The sequence below is a fragment of the Rhodococcus sp. IEGM 1370 genome (assembly GCF_033142325.1).
Lineage (GTDB): Bacteria > Actinomycetota > Actinomycetes > Mycobacteriales > Mycobacteriaceae > Rhodococcoides.
The window spans coordinates 1-19,366 of the sequence record NZ_JAWLRY010000010.1; the positions used below are offsets into that span (position 1 = coordinate 1).

Annotated in this window: 17 protein-coding genes, 1 tRNA gene and 1 pseudogene; 8 read left to right on the forward strand and 11 right to left on the reverse strand. The window is 62.5% G+C overall.

The features are described 5' to 3' along the window. Nucleotides 1-85 precede the first annotated feature (85 nt). The 3 genes and pseudogenes from R4P47_RS25120 to R4P47_RS14165 form a co-directional block, all read right to left on the reverse strand. A pseudogene (locus R4P47_RS25120) lies at nt 86-3,116 on the reverse strand (TrlF family AAA-like ATPase). 331 nt (nt 3,117-3,447) lie between these two features. Next, nucleotides 3,448-4,131, reverse strand: coding sequence for a type IV toxin-antitoxin system AbiEi family antitoxin (locus tag R4P47_RS14160; protein WP_317785065.1), 684 nt, complete (start codon nt 4,129-4,131; stop codon nt 3,448-3,450). A gap of 324 nt (nt 4,132-4,455) precedes the next feature. Further along, nucleotides 4,456-4,530: transfer RNA gene (locus R4P47_RS14165), tRNA-Thr, on the reverse strand. 92 nt (nt 4,531-4,622) lie between these two features. Between R4P47_RS14165 and R4P47_RS14170 the strand changes: the two genes are divergently transcribed. Continuing rightward, nucleotides 4,623-6,086, forward strand: coding sequence for a threonine/serine exporter ThrE family protein (locus R4P47_RS14170; RefSeq protein ID WP_094640838.1), 1,464 nt, complete (start codon nt 4,623-4,625; stop codon nt 6,084-6,086). A gap of 10 nt (nt 6,087-6,096) precedes the next feature. On the opposite strand, the gene R4P47_RS14175 is transcribed toward R4P47_RS14170, so the two are convergent. Next, on the reverse strand, nt 6,097-6,357 hold the full coding sequence (locus R4P47_RS14175; protein WP_008710007.1) for an MbtH family protein: 261 nt from the start codon (nt 6,355-6,357) through the stop codon (nt 6,097-6,099). Nucleotides 6,358-6,447: 90 nt separating this feature from the next. After that, nucleotides 6,448-7,257: an alpha/beta hydrolase gene (locus tag R4P47_RS14180; protein ID WP_317785066.1), complete on the reverse strand. Its 810-nt coding sequence runs from the start codon at nt 7,255-7,257 to the stop codon at nt 6,448-6,450. 92 nt (nt 7,258-7,349) lie between these two features. Between R4P47_RS14180 and R4P47_RS14185 the strand changes: the two genes are divergently transcribed. Continuing rightward, nucleotides 7,350-7,877, forward strand: a complete 528-nt coding sequence (locus R4P47_RS14185; RefSeq protein WP_269596694.1) for a general stress protein CsbD — start codon at nt 7,350-7,352, stop codon at nt 7,875-7,877. Nucleotides 7,878-7,907: 30 nt separating this feature from the next. Continuing rightward, on the forward strand, nt 7,908-8,561 hold the full coding sequence (locus R4P47_RS14190) for a hypothetical protein (RefSeq protein WP_317785067.1): 654 nt from the start codon (nt 7,908-7,910) through the stop codon (nt 8,559-8,561). Nucleotides 8,562-8,695: 134 nt separating this feature from the next. Here R4P47_RS14190 and R4P47_RS14195 read toward each other — a convergent pair whose 3' ends face one another. The 4 genes from R4P47_RS14195 to R4P47_RS14210 all read right to left on the reverse strand — a co-directional run bounded on the left by R4P47_RS14195 (nt 8,696) and on the right by R4P47_RS14210 (nt 13,315). Further along, nucleotides 8,696-9,184 carry an FBP domain-containing protein gene (locus R4P47_RS14195; protein ID WP_269596695.1) on the reverse strand — a complete coding sequence of 163 codons (489 nt, stop codon included), beginning with the start codon at nt 9,182-9,184 and terminating at the stop codon, nt 8,696-8,698. A gap of 1 nt (nt 9,185) precedes the next feature. After that, complete coding sequence (locus tag R4P47_RS14200; protein WP_068055939.1) at nt 9,186-9,752, reverse strand: TetR/AcrR family transcriptional regulator; 567 nt, start codon at nt 9,750-9,752, stop codon at nt 9,186-9,188. A gap of 69 nt (nt 9,753-9,821) precedes the next feature. Beyond that, nucleotides 9,822-11,570 (reverse strand): ABC transporter ATP-binding protein, encoded by a 1,749-nt coding sequence (locus tag R4P47_RS14205; RefSeq protein WP_317785068.1) that lies wholly within the window; start codon nt 11,568-11,570, stop codon nt 9,822-9,824. Beyond that, nucleotides 11,567-13,315, reverse strand: a complete 1,749-nt coding sequence (locus R4P47_RS14210; protein WP_269596697.1) for an ABC transporter ATP-binding protein — start codon at nt 13,313-13,315, stop codon at nt 11,567-11,569. The genes R4P47_RS14205 and R4P47_RS14210 overlap by 4 nt, the downstream gene beginning before the upstream one ends. Before the next feature lie 105 nt (nt 13,316-13,420). On the opposite strand from R4P47_RS14210, the gene R4P47_RS14215 reads away from it, so the two are divergent. The 3 genes from R4P47_RS14215 to rsgA all read left to right on the forward strand — a co-directional run bounded on the left by R4P47_RS14215 (nt 13,421) and on the right by rsgA (nt 16,252). Then, entirely contained in the window at nt 13,421-13,600 is a 180-nt protein-coding gene (locus R4P47_RS14215) for a hypothetical protein (RefSeq protein ID WP_068055931.1), read from the forward strand. A gap of 51 nt (nt 13,601-13,651) precedes the next feature. Next, nucleotides 13,652-15,100, forward strand: coding sequence for a trehalose-6-phosphate synthase (locus R4P47_RS14220; RefSeq protein WP_094686889.1), 1,449 nt, complete (start codon nt 13,652-13,654; stop codon nt 15,098-15,100). Between the two features lie 141 nt (nt 15,101-15,241). Next, nucleotides 15,242-16,252 carry a ribosome small subunit-dependent GTPase A gene (gene rsgA / locus R4P47_RS14225; protein ID WP_269596698.1) on the forward strand — a complete coding sequence of 337 codons (1,011 nt, stop codon included), beginning with the start codon at nt 15,242-15,244 and terminating at the stop codon, nt 16,250-16,252. Nucleotide 16,253: 1 nt separating this feature from the next. Here the strand turns inward: rsgA and R4P47_RS14230 are convergent, their stop codons facing one another. Then, entirely contained in the window at nt 16,254-16,484 is a 231-nt protein-coding gene (locus R4P47_RS14230; RefSeq protein ID WP_094686891.1) for a hypothetical protein, read from the reverse strand. Nucleotides 16,485-16,643: 159 nt separating this feature from the next. Between R4P47_RS14230 and R4P47_RS14235 the strand changes: the two genes are divergently transcribed. Both R4P47_RS14235 and R4P47_RS14240 read left to right on the forward strand, forming a co-directional pair. Beyond that, nucleotides 16,644-18,059, forward strand: a complete 1,416-nt coding sequence (locus R4P47_RS14235) for an MFS transporter (protein WP_269596699.1) — start codon at nt 16,644-16,646, stop codon at nt 18,057-18,059. Continuing rightward, nucleotides 18,056-18,460 (forward strand): MarR family winged helix-turn-helix transcriptional regulator, encoded by a 405-nt coding sequence (locus R4P47_RS14240; RefSeq protein WP_068055912.1) that lies wholly within the window; start codon nt 18,056-18,058, stop codon nt 18,458-18,460. The genes R4P47_RS14235 and R4P47_RS14240 overlap by 4 nt, the downstream gene beginning before the upstream one ends. A 17-nt stretch (nt 18,461-18,477) precedes the next feature. Here R4P47_RS14240 and R4P47_RS14245 read toward each other — a convergent pair whose 3' ends face one another. Continuing rightward, a complete protein-coding gene (locus R4P47_RS14245) occupies nt 18,478-19,224 on the reverse strand; it encodes an FAD-binding oxidoreductase (RefSeq protein WP_317785069.1) in 747 nt (248 codons plus the stop codon). Nucleotides 19,225-19,366: the final 142 nt, after the last annotated feature.

Genomic DNA, 19,366 nt, shown 5'->3' on the forward strand with positions numbered 1-19,366 from the left:
GAGGGTTGCGAGATCGACTGAAATCAATCACACCGTGGCTCTAGAACACGGTGGTCCGACTATCGGGGACCTGCCAGATTCACATTTAAACAAGTTCAGGAAAAGCCTCATACTTATGACGACGGTTGTCGAATGCGGTCTTAGTGCCCTCTAGGACGTCTAGTGCAAACCGGGCAACATCTAGCTCGGCGATACTCCCACTGCTTATCGTGAATTTTCCGTTCTCCGCTTCGCAGAGAATAATTTGATCGGCATCTCCAACTATCGCCAGGTTTGCATTATGGGTAACTACAATTGTCTGCCTTCGGCCCGCGGCTTCATGTATCGCCGGTACAAGCTTGGACGCGATTGTGGCGTTATCGAGGTTTTCTTCAGGCTGATCCAACAAAAGAGGCGTAGATCTTTGATCGACAACCAGATAAAACAGTGCGAGAAGAAGGCCGCGCTGTCCAGGCGATAGCTGAGACAACGGAACACCATCCCCTGTCAGCCCGAACCGCACCTCTAACCATGCCAAGTCGAATATGCTTATCAGAAAGTCCTCTAGCTCAACGTTTGATCTCAGCGCAGACTCTGGATGCCTGAACGTGGCCGACGCCTCCCCACGCTCCGCCTCAAGACGGTCAAGAATTTCCGGGAGTTGAAACGAAATCTGAGCCCAGCCAGTATCTTCGATGCGCTGCGGCAGTGCATTCAGCCAATCCGGATAGTCGCCATTTCGTCGGCCATCTAGAGAACTCGACATTTCATACCACGACGGAAGCACTCGAAGCTCGGCCTGGAACTCCAGTCCTACATTTCTGACAATTTCAGACTCCCTAATAAATCTTGAAGCTGGCGCATACATTCCCTCAACCCCAAGCAGTTGGTCAACCAGCGATTCGTGAATCAACTTGGATTGCTCGATCAACTTTTCTCGCGCTTCAACCATCTGGCTGGGCGCGTCAGCGATCCGATTCCTCAGCGCTTGAAGCCCGTACAGAGAATCCTGGTCAATTTCCGAGCCTAGAAGTGCTTGTAGGCGCTCTTCTGACTGCAAGATCCGCTGACGAGCTCGCTCGCGTGCGCTGTCAGCTGACGCGAGATCGCCGGCGTTTACTGATCGCTGTCGGTCATTCTCTACTATTTCGGCTGCTAGATCTTCGTGCTCAGCCTGGACTCCTTGAAGGCTATTTGATTCCGCATCACGCCATTCTTCGTATAGGGAATCATCCACCACGACTTGGACGTAAGGACGGGCGACGCTGTTCCCCATAACTGATTCCGCTTCGACATTTAGGCGCGCGGTGTCAGATACCAGGTTTCGTGCTTGTCGGCTCACAGTCTCCATGGACGACAAGCTATTTCGCAATGCCGCCTGCCGTTGCTCGTTCTCATTGAGCCTTTGCACGAGCCTGGACCGCGTTTGCTCGATCTCTACCGCGTGTGCCCTCAGTTGCTCAACCTTATTGTCCTCGCCACGCGTCGAATCCATAGCCGTCAAAGCCTTTTGATCGGAGGCCACAGTTTCCCGCGCGGCCATAACCTCGCCTTCCTTCAGCGCGATGCGACTCTCCAAATCGGACAATTCATGAGAAGAGCGGAATCTCGCCAAATTCGCGTACGTTCCGACATGCTCGCGAAGCCCAGAGCGCAACCGGTCAATATCCTCTTGTGAGGTGCGGGTCTTCTGCTGAAGTAACTCGCTAAAGGTCTTTTCGCCGGCACGTTCATCCTCTCCAAATATGAGTGAAGAGAATCGTACGAAGTTCGTCTTCAAACTCGTCAGACTCGCCTGCGGTTGGACCCGCATTGCAAACTCGTTCGACAAAGGCCTGCGGCAAGTACTCGACAGAAATCGGAGCCGAACGGTCACACCCCTCGGCTAAACCAACACGCCGCTTCACCGTTGTCGCCCATTGCACCTGCGCATAGTAGGACTGAGCAATTTTCAAATTTTTCGAGCTGAGAAAGCGTGAAGAATTCAGGAACGCAAACTCATTCGAACGCGATGAGTTGCCAGCTAGAGCAATACAGTCCAACAACGCAGATTTTCCTTGACCCTTATTCCCGACTACTGCCACGAACCCGCTATTTAGGTCGATGTCGTGACTGAAGATTTGCTGATCGGGATCGTCCGACTTGACCGCGAACGACGAGATGAACCGCTCCGGATTCTTTCGAACCCTAGAAAGGGAGGCAGGTTCGAGACCTACAAACACCCGGCGATCGAACTCCTTTAGAGCATAGGACAATCCTGCAAATGTCGGTGACGTGTTCATCCACGTCAAACACGCCCCCAGCCGCATACTCTCTTTGGAGTCTGAGAAGTTATGAGCATCACTGCAATCAAGAAGTCGATGGTTCACGTTATCACTTCGAAGCTTCGCCACATTTGGCGCCCAATCGGAGATATTCTTAAACGCAGTAAAGATTAAATCGGCTGAGTTTATAACGTTCTTCTTAGCAGCAATTGATTGGTCATTCCATTTTATGTCAGCCCATTCCGTCTTGCCAATTCCCAGCAATGTCCGACCTCGAAAGTAACTCGTATCCAGCGCAACTTGAACAGCATCAAACGACACGTTTATATTATTGAATCCCTCTATAAGATCGGATCCATAGTCGCCCAGACGATGATCTGGAACTGTTTTCTTAATGCTTTTACCTAGGTCTTGCAGAGATTCGCGCGTAATTACGCCTTGCCATGTTGGCACGGCTGCATCCAGCGACAGCTTGGCTTTAGACTGGAGCGCGTAAAGAAACTGTGCACGAATGACTTCAGGCGATATTGCAGGATCAAAGATTACGTGCAGATTTACGCGCGACAAGTCGCCATCGGTGCCCCCGAACTGGTCGAGCCGCAATTCGACGACTGGAAAAACGGCATCCAAGTTCGCGAGGCGGCCCGCTTTACGAGCTTCAAGGACACGCTCATAACCGTCTAGAAACCAGTAATCGTTGATCCCTACGACTCCAACATCAGCGGGCAGCGACTCCAGTTCGTCAATGAATCGCGCCCACACATCTTCGGAGTTCCCGCCGTAGCCGTTCACGATCGACGCAGGGGTGTGTATATGCAGATCCCAGATACGCCACTCCGTTCCGCTTGCACGCCTTACGGCAGGTACTGGCATGTTGCCCCTCAGTCGTCGTTCCGTTGGCCAGCCGATAATTGCCACAACCCCAGGGAATCTTACCCGGCGGCCAGGGGCCCGACTTTCAACGGGGTTCGACTCGCGCGCCGAACACAAGATCGTAAAGTTGAGAGTTCTCCAAATTATCCCTCCTTTACCCGATTCGTATTAGCGCGAAAAGTACTAGTTTCAACTGCCGCATGCGACCCACCGGCCAATATGAAATAAGCGCACCGGAATTTCCGAACAGTGAACCGCGATCTACAGATGATTTTTCTCGCCAGGTTTATCCGACTCGGCCAGGAGCCTGGGACCTTCATTAGTTCGCGAGTCAGCCCTCGAAGGCGCGCCTCAGTTCAGCCTCGCTCCCCAACCGATCCTGCAGCCGCGTCAACGTCGTTCGCATCTCTTGAGCCTCGGCGATCTCGGCTAAAACCTTCAGATCGCACTTCCGATACAACTGCTCCACCGCCGGCCACACCTCCCCCTGGGCGTCGCCGAGCCCCGGGCGCTTCACCAGATCCAACACTGCCTGCTCCGCAGTAGTCGCCAATACCGGACCCAACTCGGTATCGATCCGCTCCGCATCCAGACGCGCTGTATCGCGCACAACGAACCGGACTACTGCCTGCCGGTCGACCAACCGAATCGGATCATGTCGCGTCGGCACAGCCAACACAGCCGTCGCCAACGCCCGCGGAATCGCCCCGTGCAACCGAGCCGCGCTGACCCCCATCACGACAGCGTCATCGACGCCGTAGGCCGCAACCGCGATACCGGCCGCCGCTGCCTCCAGGCCAGGCATCCAACCGCCACCCACCTGATCGTCTGGCACCGCCACATAGAAGCCCGTCGCCACCCGATGCAGCAGACCCAAGTCCGTCAGGCGCGCGAGCTCGGCCCGCGGGTGTGCGTAGACGTCAGCCGCTGTCGCGGCCCGCACCATCCGCATCGGAAGCCGCGCGAACTCGGGAGGTAACCCGGTCTGACGGCGTCGCACATCGCTAGTCGTCACAGTCACCTCCATAGAGTGTCGAATATGTAGGCTCCAAGACTACAGAACCGACACTGATTCCAACATCGCAATCCAGGCTTGGTCACTCCCGCCCGGTCCGCAAAGATCCATCTACATCCACACGAATGCTCACCGATGAGTTAGCAACGAGTTGTGACATTCTGTGACACCGAACGCCGAATCGAGCCGCCGAACCGGCAAATCCCCAGGTCACAAGCGACATATAAACCCAGATGGACGAACCGGGCTCGCACAAGAAACGAGCGGCCGAAACAGCCCAAAAAGAGACGGCCCCAACCGTTTTCGCTGGTCAGGGCCCTCTCGTGGAGCCTCCTAACGGGATTGAACCGTTGACCGCTCGCTTACAAGGCGAGTGCTCTACCGCTGAGCTAAGGAGGCAGTGAAGCGAAGCCAGCATATCCGTTCATCGGACGCTCAGTAACAACAGGTACCTTGTCCGTGGATCACCCCAGCAACGTGTAAAGACGGTCATGACTTTCCTGCAAGACCTGACGGCTTCGCTGAGCCGTCTCACCGGTGAGCGTCGGGCCACCATCGATACGCCGACCGCAGCACCGTCGCCCCTTCGTCCGATCGATCTGACCGACGATGCGTCGGTTGCGGAGGTGCTGGACCTCGCGGTTCGCGTCGGCGAAGTGCTGTTGGCCTCGGGCACGGCAGCGATGGATACGGCGACTCAGGTGCAGTACATCGCCGCGACGTACGGCCTCGCGCGATGCGATGTCGATGTCACGTACAACTCGATCACCCTCAGTGCTCACCGGGGCCCGACGCGTCCTCCGGCGTCGACGATGCGCATCGTGCATTACCGCTCGATGGACTTCACGCGGCTGGCCGAGGTCGACCGTCTCATCCGCGCTGTGCGCGTGAAGATGGTGCCGCCGAGCGCGGCGCTCGAGCGGCTCGACGAGATCACCAAGGCTCCGCACCCGTACAACCGGTGGATTGCGACGCTGGCGTGGTCGGGCATGGCCGCGGCCATCAGTGTGTTGCTCGGCGGTGGCGCGTTGGTGGCTGTGGTCAGCTTCCTGACGACGATGGTGATCGACCGCATCGGACGCGTCCTCAACCGTGCGGGCCTGCCGTTCTTCTTCCAGCAGGTTGTCGGCGGCTTCGTGGCGGCGACACCGGCGATCACGCTCTACAACTTCCAGGACCAGCTGAACATCAGCATTTCGCCGTCGCAGATCATCGCGGCCGGGGTGATCGTGCTGCTCTCGGGGCTCTCGCTCGTCGGCTCGGTGCAGGACGCGATCACCGGTGCCCCGATCACGGCGGTGTCGAGATTCTTCGAAGTGTTGATGATGACGGGCGGCATCATCGCCGGCGTCGCGACATCTCTGCGGTTGGCCGCGCTGATCGGCAGCGATCTGCCGCAGATCAGCAACCTGGCCCCACCGGACATCCTGCAGGTCCCCACCAAGGTGATCGCCGGCGCAGCAGCGTCACTGTTCTATGCACTGGCCTGCTACGCCGAGCGTCGCGCGTTGACGGCTGCCTTCATGGGCGGCTTCGCGGGATCGCTGGTGTATCTGCTCTCGCAGACGCTCAATGTGGGACCGATCATCGCCTCGGCCATCGCTGCCACCGTCGTCGGATTCGCGGGTGGTCTGTTGGCTCGTCGTGCGCTGATTCCGCCGTTGATCGTCGCCGTCGCGGGCATCACTCCCCTGCTCCCCGGCCTGGCGCTGTATCGAGGTCTGTACGCGATCCTCAACGACCAGCTACTGCTCGGCATCAGCTCGTTGTTCGCGGCGTTCGGCGTCGGCTGCGGCCTGGCCGCCGGTGTGACACTGGGTGAGTGGGGTGCCCGCACCCTGCGTCGACCACGCATCATCGCGCGCACGGAAGAACTACTACGCCCGACGCTTCGCCGCACAGAAGAACCGCGCCGACCGACTGTTCGTCGGCGGCGCGGTACGAGTCCTTCGTAAGAGGCGGAACTCAGGCCTCTGTGCTGGGGGTTCCCTCAGCGGATGCGCGTGCAGCAGCGTCGGCCTCCATGGCCTCACGCAGGCTGCGCGGACGCATGTCGGTCCAGTTCTTCTCGACGTACTCCAAGCACGCGGCGCGGGTGTCTTCACCGAAGACGACACGCCATCCCTGAGGGACCTCGGAGAACGTCGGCCACAGCGAATGCTGGTCTTCGTCGTTGACCAGCACGAAGAAGCGTCCGTCTTCGTCATCGAACGGGTTGGTACTCATCTCGCCTCACTCGTCGCGAACGTTTGGTTGGTAAGTCTGCACCGTGAGGTGCCACACGACCCTAGCAACGCAGGTCGAGCCGTGGTGCCGTCAGGCCTTCAAGAAGCCGAGCAGTTCCGCATTGACGGCCTTGGGGCGCTCGAGATATCCGTAGTGCCCGGCGTCCGCTATCTCGACGTACCGAGCACCTGGAATGGCGTCGGCCAGTTCCTTGCCCAAGTACGGCGGGATCATCCGATCGTCGGCGAATCCGACCGACAGGCACGGCACCGACACGCCGCGGTAAGCCGCAGTTCGATCGAAATCGTCCTCCATGCCCAGCTGAGCGCGCACGCCGGCGGACGGCGAGGAGGCGGAGAACTCGAACAGGTCGAGCCAGTCGCGTGCCCCGCGAGAATCACGCAACGTCGCAGGCGACAGGTTCATCACCGCTGTCACCGCAGCCGAATAGGTTCCCGGGAGCTCGACGCGCTTGTCGTACAAGGCTCGCTCGCCGTTGGCGAGAGTCTTCTGAAATTCGTCGACTCGGGCGTGGCCGGCGAGGAAGACCGCTTTACGAATCAGGTCGGGCCTACTCAGAGCGAGCTCCTGCGCGACGCGTGAGCCCATCGAGGTTCCGACGACGTAGGCCTTCTCGTCGCCGTTGCGAACAAGTTCGATCAGGCCGGCGGTATCGGCGACCATGTCCTCCATGGTGATGCCGTGCGTGCTCTCCGACGACGGCGCAATGCCGCGATTGTCGAAAGTGCACACCCGGTATCCCGCTGCTGTGAGAGCGGGCACCTGATGCAGCTCCCACACACGGCCCGGGCTACCGGTGCCCATGATCAGAACTACCAGGTCTCCACTGCCCTTGACCTGGTAGTTCAGGTCGATGCCGTTGATCTTGGCGATAGGCATACGTCTCCTTACTGCTGATTCGTCCGTCGGGGATCGTATCGTCCGACACCGACACGGGGTTACTCGAACAGCCAGTGGGTACCTGGTGTTACATGACTGACGAGAACGTAGCGGGCGAAGCACGCAAGGGATTGCTCGACGGAATCAAGGGCAAGGCCAAAGAGGTCGTGGGCGCGGTGACCGGCAACGACTCGTTGACGGCCGAGGGCCAATTACAGGCTGCTCAGGCTCGTGAACACAAGGAGGCCCAGGCCACGGAGCGGGTCGCCGAAGCGCAGGCCACCGAAGCCGCCGAGGAACTGGCCGACGTTCGCACGTCAGCCGAAAGCCGCCGAGAGGCCGCAGAGGCGAACGCCGCGGTCACCGAGGCGCAGGCAGATCGGGTGCGTGAGACGCAGGTGGTCGCGGCCGAGCAGAACAAGCGCGAGACCATAGCGCAGGAGCGCGCTGCCGCTGAGGTCGACGCGACCGCCGAGCAGATCGAGGCCGAAGAGGACCGGCGCATCGAGCAGGCTGCTGCGGACTCCGACGAAATGGTGGCCGCACAGAAGCACCAGGAGGCGCTTCGTCAGGCCGAGGCCGATCGCAAGAAGGCCGAAGAGCTCCGCAACCAGGCCTGAACCACTACTGCAAAACAGGAGTTTCGTTTCATGAGTGTCCTAGCCATACCGATGACCATTCTTCGCATCCAGTACAAGATCGCTCGAATTCCGTTGCAGCTCATCGAGACCAACGTGGTCGAGAAGATGAATGCGGAATCACCCGCGCGCCTGCTGTACGAGCACACGCTCGGTTCACTGGACCGTGCCGTCGGAAACCTGTTGGGAGACAAGGGACTCGCCGATCGCGGCGAAACCCTGGTCGACAGCACCGAGAACCGTGCCGAGGCAGCGCGCCTCGACGCCGAAGCTCGCGCCAAGAAGGCCGCAGCCAACGATGAACTGAAGGTGGCTCGCGAGACCGCCGAGAAGGATCGCCGCGCAGCCGACGCCGCCGCCCAGGAAGCCGCACGTGACGCCCGCCAGGAGGCCGAGCAGCGCAAGCGCGAGGCCGCTCAGGATGCCGAGCGTGAAGCCGCCGCCAAGAAGAAGAAGGCCGACGAGCAGGCCGCTGCCACCGCGAAGGCCGCAGAGGATCGCAAGAAGGCGCAGCAGGCTCAGGTCGACAAGCAGGAGAAGCTGGCCGCCGCGCCGTCCGAGGCCGAACTGGCCGAGGCCGCCGAGCGTTCCGACGAGGCCGCCGCCAAGAAGGACGAGGCGGAGCGCATCGAGAAGCTGTTCATCGCAGAGAAGAACAAGGACTGACTTCGGTACTGTCGGCGAATTACCGATCTCCGGCAGGACCTCACACCCTTTTTGCCGACTGCGCGCCCCTACTCGCATCAGAGCATGGGCGCGCAGTCGTCAATTGGGGCGCGCGCTCCCCGCCCACCACTTGATCAATCGAGGACGCGGGCGAGAAACGCAGTAATGTTGTCTTCGACTGCCGCGGTGCGGGTCTCGACATCGAAGTCTTCCTTGAATTGACGGCCCAACGCGGGAGTCTTCTTCTTTCGCGCGTAGAGCGAGCACGCGAGGTCCGAGCAGATGTAGGTACCCACCGTGTTGCCGCGCCTGCCGGATTCGCCTGCTTTCGCGGCAGCCATCAGCGAGACCCCACCATTCGCGTGTGTGGTGAGGCAGATGCTGCACATCTGCGCTGTGCGTGGCCCACCGACTTTGTAGCGCAACGAGATTCCACACAGTCGATCCGCGGAAGGAACGACGATGTAACTCCTCCCGGCAAGCTTGGGATCGACCCAACCGAAGAAGTCGAGATCACTCCACGGCACAGCGTCGAACATCTCGGGAAGGGAGAGCCTTCCAGCGTCCCCCTTGGACGAGTTGACGAACGACGACCTGATGTCGCGCTCGGAGATCGGTTCCATGTCACTGCCTCCAGTGCTGTAAGAGTGTGTCGATTCCGTCGAGGATGCGAGCCCAGGACTGCTGCGAGTCGGGCGCACTGTGACCGAACGAGCCCGACGCATCGAGGCTGGCATAGCCGTGAAACACACTGCCGAGCAATCGAACTGCGTGCACCTGATCCTCTTCACCGAGGTCGTACCCCCGGAGGATCGCTTTCATCATTGCCGAGTGACGCACTCCCGCACTCGCAAGAGCAGTCTCGTGATCGAGTGGAAACTGCGTCGCCGCATAGCGACCGGGGTGCTCCCGCGAATAGTCGAGATACGCGTTGGCGACGGCCACCAACGCGTCCTTGCCCGCTCGGCCTGCCAGCGCCTCGGACACCCGATCGGCCAGTTCCTCCAACGCCAGCAACGCGATCCCGACGTTCAACTCGTGCGCGTTCTTCAGGTGCGAATACAGGCTCGCCACTTTGACGTCGAAGCGTCTGGCCAGCTCACTGGCGGTGACGCGATCGAAGCCGACCTCATCGGCCAGATCCGCTCCTGCTGCCACGATGCGCTGCGCGGTCAATCCTGCGCGTGCCATAACGGCCTCCTCGTTCTTTCGAGGACACCGTATCCAAACCTAATAGCTATAGGCAAATTGCTAAAGCAATCAGCGACCCTGCCACGCCTCCCACAGCTGTGCGTATCGTCCACCGGCCGCGACCAGCTCCTCGTGCGGGCCCTGTTCCAGAATCTTCCCGTGTTCGAGGACCACCACGCGGTCGGCGGCAGCGGCCTGCGTCAGCCGATGCGCGACGATCAACGTGCTGCGCCCCCTGGTCGCTGCCTCGGCCGCAGCTTCGAGATCTCGCGCACCGGAACTGCCGGCCTCTGCGGTGGCCTCGTCCAACACTGCGACGGCCGGGTCGGCGAGAACCAAACGCGCCAAGGCCAATTGCTGCGACTGTGCCGCGGTCAACTGGTGTCCACCCTCGCCGACGGCGGTGTCGAGGCCGTTCTCGAGCGCCTCGACCCACGCCCACGCTCCGACGGTGCGTAGTGCGGCTTCGACGTCGTCACGACCGGCATCCGGGGCGGCAAGCAACACGTCGTCGATCAATCGGCCGGCGAACACGTGCACTTCCTGGCTGACTATCGCGACGTGTCGTCGCAGGCCCTCACTGCCCAGCGCATCGAGTGATGCGCCGCCGACCCGTACCGTCCCCGACGTCGACGCCATCGAGCCTGCCGCAATAGCTGCAATCGTGGATTTGCCTGCGCCGGTGGATCCGACGAGCGCGACGGTCTCCCCTGCGCGGACCCGCAGGTTCACTCCGTGCAGAACCTCGTGGCCGGACTCGTACTCGTGCCGCAGATCGGTGACGTCCAAGGTGGCATCGGACGGCACGGAACCGTCGCCGACGGGTCGCTCGTCGGGGATGTCGATGACGCCGACGAGCCGGGCCAACGAGGCTCCCGCAGACTGGATGTCGTCGAACGTGAACAGCAGGGTGCCGATCGGATTGAACAGTCGGTGGAACAGCAGCGCCGCAGCGGTCGTCTCACCGACGGTGACGTTATCGCCTCGCACCAGCAAGAATCCGGCCAACAGGATCACCGACAGTCCGACGCATTCGGCGCGATTGCTTCGAGATCCGAATCGGGTGAACAAGCGGAACACGTCGACGCCGATGTCGCGGGCCTTCGCGGATGCTCTGTCGATCTCGCTCAGGTGTGCCGACTCGAGTCCGTACGCACGAACGGTTTTCGCGCCCTGCATGCTGCTGACGAACGACTGCGCTCGCTCGCCCATCGCCACGCGCTCGGCCGCGTACTTCGGTGCCGAGCGCGGCAGATACCAGCGCAGCGCGAGGACGTACATCGGCAGCGCGACGAGCCCCGCCAGGCCGAGCCGCCAGTCGATGCCGAGCATCGTGATCATGCTCAGGCATACGAGCAGGAACGCACCGACGAGCTGCGGGATCACCTCACCGATCGACTTGGCCATCACCGCGACGTCGTCGCCCACCCGGGAGAGCAAGTCGCCCTTGCCCACTCGCTCGAGCGTGGCCACCGGCAGATGCAGCGCGCTGCGCACGACGGCCTCGCGCAGCGACGCCAGAATGCCCTCACCCAACGTGCTGATGAGATAGCCGCTGAAACCGGTGACGATGCCGCCGACAACCGCGGCCACCGAGATGACGACGACGACCCCGACGATCGTCGACGAGTCGGCCCCGTCGCGGACGCGGTCGACCAAGACCCCGAAGACATAGACCGGCACCAGCGACATCGCCGCTGCAAGTGCGCCGAGAAGCAGCGTGACCGCCGTGCGCGCCCGTCGTAGTTTCAGCTGTTCCAGCAACCACCGACCGGATCGGGCTCCGGTGGCGATCGGAAGAAGTTCGGGGGTGGTCATCGCAGCACCGCGTCCTTGTACTGCGCGTCCGAGGACGCGAGATCGTGGTGCGTTCCCTCGGCGACGACGCGGCCGTCGTCGACGACGAGAACGCGATGGGTCACCGACAGCAGCGCGGGGCTGGTGGTGATGAGGATCGTTGTCTGCGATGTTCTTTCGGTGTGCCGAAGCTCGGCGATACCGCGGGCGATGGCGTGCTCGGTGACGGCGTCGACGGCGGTGGTGGGGTCGTGCAGTACCAGGACCGGGGCGTCGACCGACAGCGCTCGCGCCAACGCCACACGCTGGCGTTGGCCGCCGGACAGGCTGGCTCCGCGGTCGGTGACAGCGTGATCGAGTCCGGCATCGTGCAATTCGACGACGTCGGTGGCCGCGGATGCCTGGAGCACTCGGTCGAGTTCGGCGTCGGGCCGCTCCCGCCCGGCGGTGACGTTGCTGCGGACGGTTCCGGCGAACAGGTCGGTGAGGTGCGGCTCGACGAGAACGGTCTCGCGGGCGCGTCGAAGATCGATCTCTCCCGCCGGAATGCCGCCGACGCGAACAGATCCGGTGTAGTCGGCGTCGGAGATCTGGCCGGACAGCAATGCAGCGAGCGCCTCCCCGTCCTGCGGCCGGTAGGCGACCACGCCGAGCATCTCGCCCGGTTCTGCCCGGAAGGTGAGGCCGTCGAGCGATCGGAACCGAACGCTGTCGACGCCGAGATCGGTCGCCGCGGGCACCGCGGATTCCGACTGCGGCAGAACGTGTTCCGCACCGAGCACCAGGGCCAGTCGGTCGGCCGATCCGCGCACCATCGCCACCACACCGGGAATCCTCGCCAATCCGGTCAGGGGTTCGATGACGAACTGCGCAAGGCCGATGACAGTGATCAACTCACCGACCGAAATTCGGCCCTGTAGCGCGAACCAGCCGGCGGTACCGGCGATCCCGACTGCCAGCAACGCGTTGACCGTTGCCGACAAGCCCTGATAGACGTTGTTCGCGCGAGCCAGCTTCAGAGTCGCCGCCAATGCCGTTCTGCTCGACGTCACGAATCGCTCGGTCGCGGCATTCTCGGCACCGATGCCACGCAGCGGCCGGACACCGCTGACCAGATCGGTGGCCATACCCGACACACCGGCGATCCGGGCCTGCTGGGCGGTGGCTGCGCGGGTGAGCAGTGGAGCGAGGCGCTGCAGCGCGATCAAGATGACCGGGGTCCCGATCACGACGGCAAGGCCCAGGGGAACGTCGATGATCAACAACGCCACAGCCGATGCGACGACCGCGACGGCCGACGCGAAGACCCGGGCGATCAGATCGAGGATCCACGACTCCTTCTCGGCGTCGGACGTCGAGACCGTCAGCAACTCCCCCGCCGACAGCTCGGTACGTACACCCCGCGGATCGAGGACACGACCGGCGACCTCCACGCGCACCAGATGCGCCTCCCGCTCGATGGCGACGACGATGATGCGGGCACCGATCCGCCACGCATACGACAGGGTGACGAACAAGGCCGCCAGACCGACCAGCGAGACGATCATCGCCGTCACATCACCGGTGTCGATGGCCCGCGAGACGATGAGTCCGATCGCCACCGGGACCATCGTTTCGCACAGTTGATGCACTCCGAACAGCAGCGACGAGACGATCAGTCGGGTGCGATGGCGTCGGACGGTGCGTCGCAGAATCGCGGAGCCGGTGGCCGGAGAAGGCTCCTCCACCACTGTCCGAGCATGGCGGAGCGGCACAGAATCGGTCATTTGCTGCAGCCTATGGCATCGGCAAGTGGCGATGGGACGCCACATTTACATAGAGTCGGGACCAACGAACACCGTGTAAGCCCAGCAGAGAGTACGGAGAACACCATGCCTGCCAAGACTTCGACCGACAACGACATCGCCGACGAAGACATCGTCCCACTCGAGTACGAGACGGCCAGCCAGGCTCAGCGCGTCGTCGCGGCCTACGCAACCGATGCCGACGAATGCCGCATGTTGCTGTCGATGTTGGGTATAGATCCTGTTGTGAAGGGCGAAAGCGAGTAGCACCTTCGCAGGACTGGCTCCCCCAGAGATCTACAAGCGGATTGGACAGTTGTGGCTGACGCCTCGCAGGGTTCGGATTTTGTCGTCGTAGCCAACCGGTTGCCGGTCGATCTGGAAAAGCTTCCGGACGGAAGCACCCGATGGAAGCGAAGCCCCGGCGGGTTGGTCACCGCTCTCGAACCGATCCTGCGCGCCAACAAGGGTGCCTGGGTGGGGTGGGTCGGTGTCTCGGACGTCGACGTCGAGCCGTTCGTCGAGGACGGCCTGCAACTGCGTCCGGTCACGATCAGCGAGAAGGAATACACCCAGTACTACGAGGGCTTCTCCAACGCGACGCTGTGGCCGCTCTATCACGACGTGATCGTCAAGCCGGAGTACGACCGCGACTGGTGGAACGCCTACGTCGAAGTCAACCGCCGCTTCGCCGAGAAGACCTCCGAGGCTGCAGCACAGGGCGCGACGGTGTGGATCCAGGACTACCAGCTCCAGCTCGTTCCGAAGATGCTGCGGATGCTACGCCCCGACCTGACTATCGGGTTCTTCCTGCACATCCCGTTCCCGCCGATCGAGCTGTTCATGCAGATGCCGTGGCGCACCGAGATCGTCGAAGGACTGCTCGGTGCCGACCTCATCGGTTTCCATCTGTCCGGCGGCGCGCAGAACTTCCTCTACCTCGCCCGACGCCTCGCCGGGGGAACCACGTCCCGCGGAACCGTGGGAGTGCGGTCCAAGTTGGGCGTCGTGCAGGTCGGCTTCCGAACCGTGCGGGTCGGCGCGTTCCCGATCTCCATCGATTCCGGTGATCTCGACACCAAGTCTCGCTCCAAGGCCGTCCGTGATCGCGCGAAGCAACTGCGCAAGGATCTGGGCAACCCGAAGCGCATCATGCTCGGCGTCGATCGACTCGATTACACCAAGGGAATCGACGTTCGGCTCAACGCGTTTCGCGAACTGCTCGAAGAGGGCCGCGTCGATCCCGCCGAGAACGTCATCGTGCAGTTGGCGACACCCAGCCGGGAACGCGTCGAGAGCTACGTCGCCATGCGCGGCGAAATCGAGCAGCAAGTGGGCCGGATCAACGGCGAGTACGGCCAGGTGGGTCATCCCGTGGTGCACTATCTGCACCGGCCGATCCCCCGCGACGACCTGCTGGCCTACTTCGTCGCTGCCGACGTCATGCTGGTCACTCCGCTGCGTGACGGCATGAACCTCGTCGCCAAGGAGTACGTGGCCTGCCGCAGCGACCTCGGTGGCGCGCTGGTGCTCAGCGAATTCACCGGTGCCGCAGCAGAACTGCGCCAGGCGTACCTGTGCAACCCACACGACCTGGACAGCGTGAAGGACGCGATCATCGGCGCACTGGAGCAGGAACCCGAGGCAGGCAAACGCCACATGCGTGCCATGCGCAGGCAGGTGCTCGCGCACGACGTCGATCGCTGGGCCCGCTCCTTCCTGACCGCACTCGCAGCGCCGGCGGAGGGCACCAACCTCAGCCGATAAATCGCTTTCCCGATACCGTCGACGGCTGCTACTTTGCCGTCGACGGTTTTTTCGTGCATCGAGACAGTGAGGAGGTGGCATCGTGGCCACCCGGACATCGACGGACCCGAGCCCCCGTTCCTCCTCCCCCAAGGACCTCGCATGTCTCCACTCGACCACTACGGCCTCGATCAGCACTGGCTGACCGAATTCGAAAAGCTCTCCCAGAAAACAACTCTCGCCCGCGTCGTTCGCGTCGACCGAGGTGAATTCGACGCCGTCACCGACAGCGGCATCGTCCGCTGCACCGGCACCGGTATCTGCACCGGAGATTGGGTGACACTGGACTCGTTCAGGCTCGCCGCTACCCTCCCTCGCCGCACAGCCATCGAACGCGCCTCCGCCGGATCCACCTCCGACACACAGGTTCTCGGAGCCAACGTCGACACCGTCGTCGTCACGGTGGCGTCGGACACCGCCCTCGATCTCGGTCGCGTCGAGCGCTACATCACCCTGGTCTGGGGCAGCGGCGCCGTTCCCGTGGTCGCGATCACCAAGACCGACAGCGGTAGCGTCGCCGAGGAGTTGGTGCTGGCCGCCGCGCCGGGTGTGGAGGTGTGCACCACCAGCGCGGTCGACGGCAGCGGAATCGACTCACTGACAGCACATCTGCGCGGAACGGTCGCGTTGATCGGGCCGTCGGGATCCGGAAAGTCGACGCTCGGTAACGCGCTGCTGGGTGGTTCGGTTCTGGAAACCGGTGCCACTCGGTCGGCCGACGGCAAAGGCAGGCACACGACGGTGCGTCGAGAATTGGTGCCGATCCCGTCCTCTGCCCTGGTGCTGCTGGACACCCCGGGCTTGCGTTCGGTGGGCGTGCAAGGATCGGAAGACGCTGTGGCGAGCGCCTTCTCCGACGTCGACGAACTCGCCGCACTGTGCCGGTTCGGTGACTGCGCGCACGAACACGAACCCGGCTGTGCGGTGCTTGCCGCCGTCGACGCGGGTGAGCTCACCGAACGACGACTGGGCAACTACCGAAAACTGTTGCGCGAGAATGCCTGGGCGATGTCGAGGCAGGACGCCCGTGCTCGCAGCCAGAAGTTGCGGGAGTACAAGCAGATCTCGAAGTCGCTGCGCGTCAAGTACGCCATCGACGGCAGAAAGCGGTAGGTCAGCTCTCGTCGAACAGTGAGGGACTGTCGGCCTCTGCCTCGGCCTGCCGGGCCGAACTCTCACTGTTCGACGCCTTCCGCACCACCTCGACCGTGGTGGTACGTACCGACAACCGATGACCGTCGTGATGCTCGAGCAACGCCAGACCCTGACGGATCTCGAGCACCTTCCACGGGCCTGCATGCCCGGACGCCTGAACCAGGTCGCCTGGTGCGATCTCGGAAGCCACTGTTGTTCTCCATTCACCGAGCAAGCAATTCGGAGTCGAGCAAGTCTGTGACACACACCCTATCGGGCGCGCCCTGCCCGCATCTCACTTGCTCGTCGAACAATTTAGGAGTACTCATGTAATAGTTATAGAAGTACAAGCATTATCGCGGAGGTGAACGTGGCCGAGTTGACTCGACGACACCGGTATCTCGTGCTCGGCATCTGCTGCTTGAGTCTGTTTCTCGTCAGCACCGACAACACGATCGTCAACGTCGCGCTGCCGTCGATGCGCGCAGATCTGAATGCATCGGTATCGGGTCTGCAGTGGATCATCGACGCATACACGCTGGTCGTGGCATCACTGCTGATGCTCGGCGGCTCGATGGCCGACAAGTACGGCCGCAAGCGCTTCTTTCTGATCGGCACCGGAACGTTCGTCCTCGGCTCCCTGCTGTGCAGCGTCGCACCGTCGCTCGGTTGGCTCATCGCCTTCCGCATGCTGCAGGCCGTCGGCGGCTCGATGATGAATCCTGTCGCGATGTCGATCATCACCAACACCTTCACCGATCCGAAAGAACGTGCCGGAGCCATCGGAATGTGGGGTGCCGTCGTCGGAATCTCGATGTCGGCGGGCCCGGCGCTGGGCGGCATCCTCGTCACCGGTGCCGGCTGGCAGTCCATCTTCTGGATCAACGTCCCCGTCGGGATCTTCGCTCTGGCGATGACACTGAAATTCGTCCCGGAATCGAAGGCCGAGCACTCACGCAAGTTCGATCCGGCCGGCCAATTCCTCATCTTCGCGTTCCTCGTGTCCCTGGTGTTCACCATCATCGAAGGTCCCGCGAAGGGGTGGGGATCGCCGCTGATCGTGTTCACCGGTGCCGTCGCCGTCGGCTCTCTCGTCGGGCTGCTGGTGGTCGAGTCGCGAATCGAGGAACCGCTCATCCAACTGAAGTTCTTCCGGAGCGCGCCGTTCAGCGGAGCGACGGTGATCGCGGTGTGCGCGTTCGCTTCTCTCGGCGGATTCCTGTTCCTCAACACCCTCTACCTGCAGGACGTGCGCGGGTACTCACCACTGCACGCCGGTCTGTACACGCTGCCGATGGCGTTGATGACGCTGATCTTCGCGCCGATCTCCGGTCGCATCGTCGGCACCCTCGGAGCGCGTATCCCGCTGCTCATCGCCGGAATCGGCTTCGTGGCCTCGGCGCTGATGCTCACCCGACTGACTCCGACGACGTCGTTCGCGTGGCTTGCGGTGGCGTACGTGATTTTCGGAATATCCTTCGGCATGGTCAACGCCCCGATCACCAACACCGCGGTGTCCGGAATGCCGCGCAGTCAGGCCGGAGTGGCATCCGCCATCGCGTCGACGAGCAGGCAGGTGGGTCAATCACTCGGCGTGGCCGTCGTCGGATCCATCGTCACGGCGAGCATCGTCGGCGAGATCTCCGACGGCTTCACCGCCGCAGCAGTTCCGGCGTGGTTCGTCATCGCGGGTGCGGGCGTGGTCGTCACCGTGCTCGCCGTGGTCACCACCGGCAGGTGGGCCCGCTCGACCGCCGATCGAATCGACCAACCGGTGCTCGTATGACCGACTCGGAGGCAGCCCTCGTCTGGCGCGAGATGCGCGCGCTGATGCTCGAGAAGCACGACACCCGCCGAGCCGTCGCCGACGCCACCGGGATGAGCTTCCTGCGAGCCAAGCTGCTCACCAAGTTGCTCACGGGCGATCGGACGGTGACCGAGTTGGCCGAGATTCTTGCGTCCGATGCGCCGTACATATCCCTCAACGTTCGCGAGCTGGAGAAACGCGACTTGGTGATGCGCACCGAGGATCCCGACGATCGCCGACGCCGCATCATCGGACTCACCGATGCCGGACGCCGGCTCGCCGCGAAGGCCCGAGCGATCGCCGACGCCCCGCCGCCGGAATTCACGACGGTATCCGCCGAAGACCTGGCGCATCTACGACGGATTCTGCAGCTGCCCTGATTGCTGGGCTTCCCGCTTCAGCGGCGGATGGCGTCGAGTGGTGTGCCGATCTCGACGAGCGCGCGCACGGTCGCCGCTTCCATTCCCGGCGAGCCACAGACCAGAATCTGGCGATCCGGGAACGGCCCCTGCGTGGCGACGACGTCGGCCACACTGCCCTCCCAACAATGCTCGGGCTCGAAAAACTTTGCGCTGGAACCGATCTCGGCATGAATGCGGTCGTTCCATCGATCCGACGCCCACGGCTCGTGCAGTTGGTCGACGACAGGTACCACCGTCAACCACCGCAACTCCGCCGCCATCAACCACAGCATGTCGCCGGCATACAGATCACGTGGCGACTTGCCGCCGACGAACAGCGTCACGTTCGGCGGCTGTAGGCGGCGAGTGAGGTCGAGCAGAATCACGCGCAACGGAGCGAGGCCGGTGCCGCCCGCGATCATCACGACGTCGCGCCCCGAATCGTCGACATGCAGACTGCCCTGCGGATCGCTGATCTGCCACACATGACCGGGCCGCGTCTCGTTAACGATCGAACCGCTCACCCAACCGGCCGGAACGGCTCGAACATGGAATTCCAGCTTCCCGTCTCGCGAAGGCGGCAGCGCCGGTGAGTATCGCCGCGTCAGAGCAGCGTTCTGGGGAACCGTGACCGACACCGACTGGCCTGCCTGAAACGGCACAGCATCGCCTTCGAGTCTGATCACCGCAAGATCGTTCCGAAGGCGATGATACTGAACAACCGTCGAACTCCACGCCTGCATGTGAACCAGGATAGGGGCCGACGCGAAATGCCTCGCACACGCGCGCGGGGTTCGATGCCGTCGCCCCGGTCGAGGCCAGTCGAGGTGCGCGAGGTACGCCGCCGACGCCCCGGTCGCCGCCGCAAAGCGCGCGCGTTTGCCG

Coding starts and splice junctions, on each gene's coding strand:
- R4P47_RS14205 (WP_317785068.1), bottom strand. CDS start 11,570: ATGACCACCCCCGAACTTCTTCCGATCGCCACCGGAGCCCGATCCGGT.
- R4P47_RS14170 (WP_094640838.1), top strand. CDS start 4,623: ATGACTTTCCTGCAAGACCTGACGGCTTCGCTGAGCCGTCTCACCGGT.
- R4P47_RS14245 (WP_317785069.1), bottom strand. CDS start 19,224: ATGCAGGCGTGGAGTTCGACGGTTGTTCAGTATCATCGCCTTCGGAAC.
- R4P47_RS14210 (WP_269596697.1), bottom strand. CDS start 13,315: ATGACCGATTCTGTGCCGCTCCGCCATGCTCGGACAGTGGTGGAGGAG.
- R4P47_RS14190 (WP_317785067.1), top strand. CDS start 7,908: ATGAGTGTCCTAGCCATACCGATGACCATTCTTCGCATCCAGTACAAG.
- R4P47_RS14215 (WP_068055931.1), top strand. CDS start 13,421: ATGCCTGCCAAGACTTCGACCGACAACGACATCGCCGACGAAGACATC.
- R4P47_RS14175 (WP_008710007.1), bottom strand. CDS start 6,357: ATGAGTACCAACCCGTTCGATGACGAAGACGGACGCTTCTTCGTGCTG.
- R4P47_RS14195 (WP_269596695.1), bottom strand. CDS start 9,184: ATGGAACCGATCTCCGAGCGCGACATCAGGTCGTCGTTCGTCAACTCG.
- rsgA (WP_269596698.1), top strand. CDS start 15,242: ATGTCTCCACTCGACCACTACGGCCTCGATCAGCACTGGCTGACCGAA.
- R4P47_RS14185 (WP_269596694.1), top strand. CDS start 7,350: ATGACTGACGAGAACGTAGCGGGCGAAGCACGCAAGGGATTGCTCGAC.
- R4P47_RS14200 (WP_068055939.1), bottom strand. CDS start 9,752: ATGGCACGCGCAGGATTGACCGCGCAGCGCATCGTGGCAGCAGGAGCG.
- R4P47_RS14240 (WP_068055912.1), top strand. CDS start 18,056: ATGACCGACTCGGAGGCAGCCCTCGTCTGGCGCGAGATGCGCGCGCTG.
- R4P47_RS14180 (WP_317785066.1), bottom strand. CDS start 7,257: ATGCCTATCGCCAAGATCAACGGCATCGACCTGAACTACCAGGTCAAG.